We start from the raw sequence: 7,799 nt of genomic DNA on the forward strand, positions 1-7,799 counted from the left end.
GCCTCCGGCAGCCGGGGGCGGGGCCGTGATAAAGGGCCGGGCGTGCGTACCTTCTGCATCCGGTGTCTGCGTCCCGAAAGCGCGTGCTACTGCGCGCACGTCCCCCAGCTCCAGACGCGCACGCGCGTGGTGTTCCTCCAGCATCCGCGGGAGCGGCGCGTGGCCATTGGTACGGCGCGCATGGCGCACCTGTCGCTGCCGAACTCGGAGCTGCACCGGGGCGTGGACTTCACCGGCCACGCGCGGCTGGAGGAGCTGGCGAAGAACCCCGAGCGTGTCGCGGTGCTCTTCCCGGGCGAGGAAGCCATCTCCGTGGAGGAGGCCCAGGCGAACCCGCCGGAGACGCTCATCGTCGTAGACGGAACCTGGCCGCAGGCGAAGAAGGTGGTGATGCGCAACCCGGTGCTCGCGGCCCTGCCGCGCATCGGCTTCGTGCCCCGCCGCCCGAGCAACTACCGCATCCGCGCGGAGCCGGCGGACCACTGCGTCTCCACCATCGAAGCGGTGGCGGAGATCCTGGGTCAGCTGGAGGGCAAGCCGGACTACTTCGACCGCATGCTGGGCGCGTTCGAGTACATGGTGGACACGCAGCTGGAGCGGCAGGAGACGCGCACGGGCCCGAACCGGCGTCGGCTCTACAAGACCGAGTGGCGTCCACCGCTGGAGCTGCGCTCGCTGGCGGATGCCGCGGACCGGCTGGTCCTCTTCTACGCAGAGGCGAACGCACACGCGCTGGAGGCGGGCATCCCGCCGGAGCTGGTGCACCTGGTGGCGGTCCGTTTCGCCACGGGCGAGCGCTTCGAGGCGGTCATCGCGCCGGAGCAGCCGCTGGCGCACAGCACGCCGCTGCACGTCGAGCTGCCGGAAGAAGAGCTGCGCGCCGGTGAGCCGCGCGCGGAGGCGCTGGCCCGCTTCGAGGCGTTCCTGCGTCCGGATGACGAGCTGACGGTGTGGACCACCTTCGCCCTGGACCTGCTGTGGAATGGCGGCCTGGCGCGCAGGTCCGCGCGCAACGTGCGGCTCGCCGCGGCGCGGGCGCTCAAGGGCAAGGCGGGGGGCGTGGAGCAGGCGGTGTCACTGCTCAAGTCGCCGGAGGTGGCGGCGTGGGCCCGGGGCCGCGCGGGCCGCCGCATCAGCGCGCTGGAGTCCGTGGCGCGTGAGCTGGTGGCCCGTGGCAACGCGACCGAGCCTCCCGCGAAGCTGCCGCGCACCGGCTCGGAAGGCTGAGCCGTTCGCGTCCCGGCCGTGAGGCTTCAAGCCGGCCGCATGGGCATGACGCCCGTTCGTGGCTTCGGCTCCGCTCGGGCTACTGGCCCAGGCGGGCGGTGCCGACGCTGGCGCCCAGCGTGGTGGAGCCGGCGCGCCAGGGACGGGCCTGCTCGCGCACCCAGCGCCCCACGCGGGCGATGAGGTAGCAGCCCACCAGCAGCGCCACGGACACGCCCAGCGCCGACGCGATGCCCAGCCGCGGACCGATGTGCTGCGCGAGGCCCGCGATGTCCGCCCAGCCGTACACCACCGGCAGGTGCAGCACGTAGATCCACAATGACAGCCGTCCCAGCGGGGCCAGCAGGCCGCTCACCCGCTGCGGCAGCAGGTTGACGGCTCCCAGCACCAGCAGGCCCTGCGCCACGCGGTACATCACCATCGTGGGGCTGGTGGGCATCCACTCCATGGGCACCTGGCGGGTGAGCGCCAGCAGCGCCCCGCCCACCGCGAGCAGCGCGAAGCCCTGTGGCAGGCCCGGCTTCAACAGGTGCAGCCCGTGCGCGGCGAACGCGCCCGCGAAGAAGAAGCCCGCCCAGGGGAAGAACGGGAAGCGGCTGCCCTCCCCGTTGCCAATGAACTGCTGCAACGGCACCGGCAGGTGCGCGCCCGCGTTCCACATCCCGGCGCTCGCCAGGGGGATGCCCACCGCCAGCCCGCCGAGCAGCAGCGCCCGGGCGCCCCGGTGCGGCGTCACCACCAGCGCCATCGCGCCCAGGAGCAGGGAGGCGCCAATGCACTGGAGCGCGTCGAACTGGAAGACCTTGAGGAGCATGGCGTCGGAGAAGCCCAGCTCACGCACCGCGCCCCAGCCCGGCCAGTGCAGCAGGTAGCCCAGGAAGAGCAGCAGCAGCGCGCGGCGGAACCGGCGGCCGAAGGAGTCCTTCGCGGCGCCCGGCTTCGTGCCCAGCGCCATCACCACCGCCCAGCCGCTCACCAGGAGGAACAGCGGGGCGGTGATGCCCCGGAGCTTCCAATACTCCTGGACCCAGGAGTGGTCCCGGAACGCAGGCGCAAGCAGCGCGTCCAGCGTGTGACCCAGCACCATGGCGAGCACGGCCAACCCCCGCGCGCCATCGAGCGCGGGGTGACGGGCCTGCCGGAAGTTGAGCGAGGGACCGAAGCCTTTCAAAGCCAGGCGAGCATAAGCCCACCTGCGGGCCCCGTCTCCAAAACGCACCAGCCGTGGGGGTCGGCAGGCGTGGAAACACACCGGGATTTCACTCCCAGCCCAGGTCCCGTCCTCGTGCGGGGAATGCTACAGGATGGATGCATGTCCCCTCGTATCGCCGTCGCCACCCTCGCGCTTCTCACCATTCCGGTCGCCGCCCGTGCCGCGTCTGGCGATGATTGGTTTGGCAGCGACAAGCCCAGACACTTCGCGGCGTGTGTGGCCGCCACGGGCGTGGGCTATGGCGCGGGCGCCGTCCTCTTCGACTCGACGGGCGCGCGGGCGCTCACCGGCGTGGGACTGGGATTGGGCGTGGGGCTGGGCAAGGAGCTGTACGACCGCGCTCGCGGCAGCGTCTTCTCCGTGAAGGACCTGGCGTGGGACGCCGCCGGCACCGCCACGGGGCTACTGGCCTCGTTCCTCGTGGACCGGTTCATCACCGAGGTGCTCCTGCCCCCTCCCCGCGGCGTCGTCGCCGGGCGTGGCGCCGCGCGCGTCCGGACGCGCGCGGCGCTCCACGAACTTCAAGAGCAGGTCGCGCTGGAGCCGGGGCTCCACCAGCAGCATGCGACCTTGGGGATCATCGGTGTCGGAGACGAGCACGGTGACCTGCCGGCGCGGGCACTGGTTCATGCAGCCCGTGGGCGTGACGCGCACCTGGCCGGCGAGTCCCCGCTCGGCGAGCTCTCCCTGGAGCCAGCGCGGCAGGTCCTGCCCTCCGCTCCGGGCGCTCTTCGTCAGGCATTTGCGGCAGACGAGCACGTCCACCTCCCGCCCCTTGCCGCCCGTGTCGTCGTCCTGCATCCGCCGTCCTCCGTGGCGCCCCGCTTCCAGGCGGATGCGCCGGTCCGTGTGCCCGGCGCGCCGCCGGGACCTTGAAGAAGGGGTAGCGGCGCCGGGTTTGTTCCGCAGCGCCCCGCTTCCCGCCTGCCGGGCCGCTGTCCGGGCAGGTGCTGCTGGACTGATGGAAGGGGAAAGGACCGGGAGTGGGTGCGACGTTCCGTCGCGAAGCCAGCCACCTGGGGCGCTGGTACGGTGCGCCCGCATCGTGCCGCTCACGGGAGGCCTTCCACATGCCGCGAAATCGACTGCTTCTCGGGCTCACCCTGTCCGCGCTGGGCGTTGGCCCGCTCGCCGGATGTGAGCGCTCCTCCAGCACCGACACGGGCGAAAAGTTCCGGATGCTCCCTCCCGCGACGGAGCATCTCCCGGCCCCGAAGCCCGCGGCCCCGGATGCCGCGGCGGTGGCGAAGCTGGCCACGCACTTCTTCCAGGCGCCTCGCAACCCGGCGCCGCTGCCCACGGACACCGAGGCGCAGGTGGCCCTGGGGCGCATGCTCTTCCACGAGCCCCGCCTGTCGAAGAACCACGACGTGTCCTGCAACAGCTGCCACGGCCTGGACACCTTCGGCGTGGACAACAAGGCGCTGTCGGACGGGCACAAGGGGCAGAAGGGCAGCCGCAACTCGCCCACCGTCTACAACGCGGCCCACCACATCGCGCAGTTCTGGGACGGCCGCGCCGCCACGCTGGAGGCCCAGGCCGAAGGCCCCATGATGAACCCGGTGGAGATGGCCATGCCGGACGCGAAGCGCGTCGAGGCCACGCTGTCCTCCATGCCCGAGTACGCCACCCGCTTCCGCGCCGCCTTCCCCAAGGGGGGCAAGCCCGTCACGCTGGCGAACGCGGCCCGGGCGCTGGCCGCCTTCGAGCGCACGCTCACCACGCCGTCGCGCTTCGACCGGTTCCTCGCGGGCGAGCACGCGGCCCTGAGCGCGCAGGAGCAGCGCGGCCTGGAGGCCTTCGTCACCACCGGCTGCACCACGTGCCACAACGGCCCGGCGGTGGGCGGCGCGTCGTTCCAGAAGCTGGGGCTGGTGGAGGCGTACCCGGCGCTCACCGACGCGGGCCGCTTCGACGCGACGAAGAACGAGGACGACCGGGGCTACTTCCGCGTGCCCACGCTGCGCAACGTGGAGAAGACCGGGCCCTACCTGCACGACGGCAGCGTGAAGGACCTGCCCGCCATGGTGCGCCTGATGGGCCGCTACCAGCTGGGCCGCACGCTGAAGGACGGGGAGGTGGACGACCTGGTGGCCTTCCTCAAGAGCCTCACGGGCGAGCTGCCCCCCGCCGAGCGCATCTCCGCGCCGCCCCTGCCGCCCAGCACGAAGCGCACGCCCAAGCCGGATCCGTCGTAGTTCTGAAACGTCGCGTCCCGCCCTACGGGTGCTAAACCCTCGCGTCCATGACCTTCTTCTTCCATCTCCACTCGGGCCTTCGCTACCTGGTGCTCCTGTCCGGGGTCATCGCGCTGGCGTTCTTCGCGTTCGCGGTCGCCACGAAGCGCCCGTTCGACAAGGTGGGGCGCATCATCGGCGCGTCCTACTCCGGCTTCCTGCAGCTGCAGGTCCTCGTGGGAATCGCGGTGCTGGTGACGCGCGGGTACTACCCGGCGCTCATCGGGCACATCGTGATGATGATTCTCGCGGTGGGCGCCATCCAGGGCCCCCTGTCCGCCAACCGCCGCCGCACGCCGCCCGGCTACGTCCTGCCGCTGGTGGGCACGCTGGTGTCGCTGGCACTCGTGGCGGGCGGCATCCTGGCCATCCGCCCAGGCCTGTTCGTCTCCACCGCGTTCTAGGCGCGTGCGGGCAGCGAAGCGGCTGGGGTCTCCAGCCGCCTCGCGGGGCCTTCGCTAGCGACGGGTGCGCCGGCGCAGGGCCAGCGGCACGAGCAGCGTGAGGAGCGCGGGCAGCATGCCGGGGCTCGCGCTGCAACCGCCCTCATCTTCCTCGGGGGCTTCCTTCACGGGCCCCGAGCCCGCGTCCGGATTGCTGCCCGTGCCCGCGTCCGCGACGCCCGCGTCCACTCCGGTGCCCGCGTCGGTGCTGGTGCCCGCATCCGTGCCCACGGGGCAGTTACCCAGCGAGTGCTCCAGGGCGCCCATCGTGGTCGCGGTGGGGCGGGGACGCGCGCAGAAGTCCTCCGTCACCAGGGCGTTCCGGGTGCCCGCGCCAATGAGGACCGACACGTCGCCCTTGAGCGTCAGGTCTCCCTTGAGCGGCGCCACGTACCAGGCCGCGAAGTCGTCCGTCGTCACGCTCATCCGGTTCGCGCTCGCGTTGCCGGTGGCACCGTCGCGGTTGCTGCGGATGAGCCCCGACATCACGTTGCCGGTGGCCTCGCCGGTGGACGCGGCGTAGCGGTAGTCCACGCCCGTGGTGGAGATGAACGTGTTGAACAGCACGCGCGTGTTCGCGGCCTTGTTCAGGTACACCGCGACGTCCGAGCAGTTCGCCACGATGTTGTTGCGGATGATTCCGTCCGTGTGCTCCGGCGAGCACGGCACGGTCGGGTCGAAGGCCGGCGCGCAGAACTCATTCCCGGTTCCGCCTCCGCCAAACGACAGGCCGATGCGCGTGTCCCCCGCGGGCTGGTCCTTCACGCACAGGACGCGGTTCTTGTCGAAGAGGCCCCGCTTGCCGCCGCTCTTCATGAAGGCGCCGTAGGAGATGCCGCCCGCCTTGGAGAAGTCGTGCAGCTCGTTGCCGCGGACCACCCAGTCGTCACCCGTGTCGATGTTCAGCTTGGTGACGGGCGTGTTCGTCGCCCGTGCGTGCGTGTCGTAGACCTCGTTGTTCTCGATGAGGCCCCGGTGCGGCATCTCCCACACGCCGCTGCCGTTCTTCGCCGCGTTCACCTTGAGCTGCGCGTTGAAGTCGCGCACGCGGCTGTTGCGCAGGACGAAGTTCTCCGCGTGGCCGGTGACGTGGAAGGCGTGCTCGCAGGTCTCGTCGTTCGCGCAGATGCCCTCCACGGTGAGCCCGTCGAAGGTCCAATAGCGGCCGGACACCTTGAAGCCCTCCTGCGCGTTGAAGCGGATGAGGGCCGCGTAGCGGTTCTTCGCACGCACGGTGATGGGCTGCGCCTGCGTGCCCTCCGCGGCGCAGTTCAGGTTCGCGTTGACGGTGTACGTGCCGTCCTCCAGGACGAGCTCATCACCGGCCTTCGCGGACGCGAGCGCGTTCTGGAGGTCGGCCACGGTGGCGACGCTCTTCACGGCCGCGCCACTGGTCAGGGGCAGCAGGAGCAGGGCGAGGGAAACGGTTCTCAAGGGGGGACTCCCGGTTCACAAGAGGGGGGCCGCCGAAGCTACCGGATCCCCACGCAGGGCAGGCAGCCTGCCGTGCGCAGGCATCCCGGCTGCTAGGGAACCGGTGTTCGCGTGAACACCTGTCCTCCCATGGCATGCCATTCCAGAGGCTCGCGGTGGGGACGGTCCACGCTCGCAGTGTCAGCGCTGGCCGGGGGGCTGCTCCTGGCCCCGGGCGCGTTCGCGCTGCCTTCCAAGGGACAGCCGCTGCCGGAGTTCTCCGCGAGCGACCTGACGTCCGGCCATCACGCGAGTGAGGAGCTGAAGGGGCACCCCACGCTGCTGGTCGTCATCACCGACAAGGACGCGGGCGACAAGATGCGCGGGTGGTTCGACGCGGCGGACCAGCACGTGAAGGATTCGGTGCACCGCCAGTCGCTCATCACCCTGAAGCTGCCGTTCTTCGTCAGCGAGGGGAGCGCGCGGGGCAAGGCGAAGGGCCAGGTGCCCCAGAACTACTGGAAGGACACCTGGCTGGACAAGAACGGCGGCATGGCCAAGGCGCTGGGCATCTCTTCCAGCGAGACGCCCTATGTCCTGGCGCTGGACGCCGAAGGACGGGTGGTGGCCAGCGTCCACGCCACCGTGGACTCGCCGGAGGCGCGGACCATCTGGTCCGCGCTCTCCAGGTGATGCGGGAAGGCTAGTAGCGCCCGCCGCCGTCCAGGATGGCCTGGAGCTTCTCCTTGTCGCTGGAGAAGGGGAACGCCTGGTACAGCTGGTAGCCGTTCTGCGGATCCAGCAGCGTGGGCCGCATCATGCGCACCACCTCCAGCTTGTCGTTGGAGAAGGAGAACTGCCCCAGCACCGTCATGATGTGCGACACGAGGAAGTTCTCGTTCGGGGCCACCTGCGAGAGGATGCGCAGCTTCTCGCGCGGGAAGGACTCGCGCACCATCGCCTGGGTGATGCTGCGGAACTGCGCGTCCGCGATGGGCCGCACCACCGGCGGCGGGGGCGGCATCGGCTGCTGCGGCGCCGGGATGCCCGTGCCGTAGGGCGCGGCGTCGTCCACGTACTCGCTCAGCTTGTCCAGCTCCTCCATCGCGGCGCGGATGCTCTCGCGGCCCTTGTTGTCACGCGTGCGGGACATCGCGTCGCGCAGCGCGTTCTCCAGCCGGTCGATGCGGCGCTCCACCTGCTCGCGGTCGATGACGGCCAGGTTGCGCTGGGGCGGCGGGGGCGGCATCGGCTGCGGCACCGGGC

Annotated in this window: 8 protein-coding genes; 5 read left to right on the forward strand and 3 right to left on the reverse strand. The window is 71.1% G+C overall.

The annotated features are described in order from the left end of the window. Nucleotides 1-42 precede the first annotated feature (42 nt). The gene (locus D7X32_RS41700) at nucleotides 43-1,227 is read left to right on the forward strand and encodes a tRNA-uridine aminocarboxypropyltransferase (RefSeq protein ID WP_120608071.1); all 1,185 of its coding nucleotides are present in this window, start codon (nucleotides 43-45) and stop codon (nucleotides 1,225-1,227) included. Between the two features lie 79 nt (nucleotides 1,228-1,306). Here D7X32_RS41700 and D7X32_RS41705 read toward each other — a convergent pair whose 3' ends face one another. Then, nucleotides 1,307-2,398, reverse strand: coding sequence for an acyltransferase family protein (locus D7X32_RS41705; RefSeq protein WP_244239472.1), 1,092 nt, complete (start codon nucleotides 2,396-2,398; stop codon nucleotides 1,307-1,309). Nucleotides 2,399-2,539: 141 nt separating this feature from the next. Between D7X32_RS41705 and D7X32_RS41710 the strand changes: the two genes are divergently transcribed. The 3 genes from D7X32_RS41710 (at nucleotide 2,540) to D7X32_RS41720 (ending at nucleotide 5,081) form a co-directional block, all read left to right on the forward strand. Next, entirely contained in the window at nucleotides 2,540-3,316 is a 777-nt protein-coding gene (locus D7X32_RS41710; protein WP_120608072.1) for a YfiM family lipoprotein, read from the forward strand. Between the two features lie 194 nt (nucleotides 3,317-3,510). Beyond that, complete coding sequence (locus D7X32_RS41715; RefSeq protein WP_120608073.1) at nucleotides 3,511-4,638, forward strand: cytochrome-c peroxidase; 1,128 nt, start codon at nucleotides 3,511-3,513, stop codon at nucleotides 4,636-4,638. A gap of 47 nt (nucleotides 4,639-4,685) precedes the next feature. Next, the gene (locus D7X32_RS41720) at nucleotides 4,686-5,081 is read left to right on the forward strand and encodes a hypothetical protein (RefSeq protein WP_120608074.1); all 396 of its coding nucleotides are present in this window, start codon (nucleotides 4,686-4,688) and stop codon (nucleotides 5,079-5,081) included. A 54-nt stretch (nucleotides 5,082-5,135) separates the two neighbouring features. Here D7X32_RS41720 and D7X32_RS41725 read toward each other — a convergent pair whose 3' ends face one another. After that, complete coding sequence (locus tag D7X32_RS41725; protein WP_120608075.1) at nucleotides 5,136-6,554, reverse strand: right-handed parallel beta-helix repeat-containing protein; 1,419 nt, start codon at nucleotides 6,552-6,554, stop codon at nucleotides 5,136-5,138. A gap of 177 nt (nucleotides 6,555-6,731) precedes the next feature. Between D7X32_RS41725 and D7X32_RS41730 the strand changes: the two genes are divergently transcribed. Continuing rightward, on the forward strand, nucleotides 6,732-7,226 hold the full coding sequence (locus D7X32_RS41730) for a TlpA family protein disulfide reductase (protein WP_120608076.1): 495 nt from the start codon (nucleotides 6,732-6,734) through the stop codon (nucleotides 7,224-7,226). Between the two features lie 10 nt (nucleotides 7,227-7,236). Here the strand turns inward: D7X32_RS41730 and D7X32_RS41735 are convergent. Further along, on the reverse strand, nucleotides 7,237-7,799 hold a 563-nt coding region (locus tag D7X32_RS41735; RefSeq protein WP_147450480.1), incomplete at its 5' end, for a proline and serine-rich protein 1 family protein.

It is taken from the genome of Corallococcus carmarthensis (assembly GCF_003611695.1).
In the GTDB taxonomy this organism is placed as follows: Bacteria; Myxococcota; Myxococcia; order Myxococcales; family Myxococcaceae; genus Corallococcus; species Corallococcus carmarthensis.

What these genes read in the sequence shown, in the direction of transcription:
- D7X32_RS41710 (WP_120608072.1), top strand. Translation starts at nt 2,540, where the DNA reads ATGTCCCCTCGTATCGCCGTCGCCACCCTCGCGCTTCTCACCATTCCG.
- D7X32_RS41715 (WP_120608073.1), top strand. Translation starts at nt 3,511, where the DNA reads ATGCCGCGAAATCGACTGCTTCTCGGGCTCACCCTGTCCGCGCTGGGC.
- D7X32_RS41720 (WP_120608074.1), top strand. Translation starts at nt 4,686, where the DNA reads ATGACCTTCTTCTTCCATCTCCACTCGGGCCTTCGCTACCTGGTGCTC.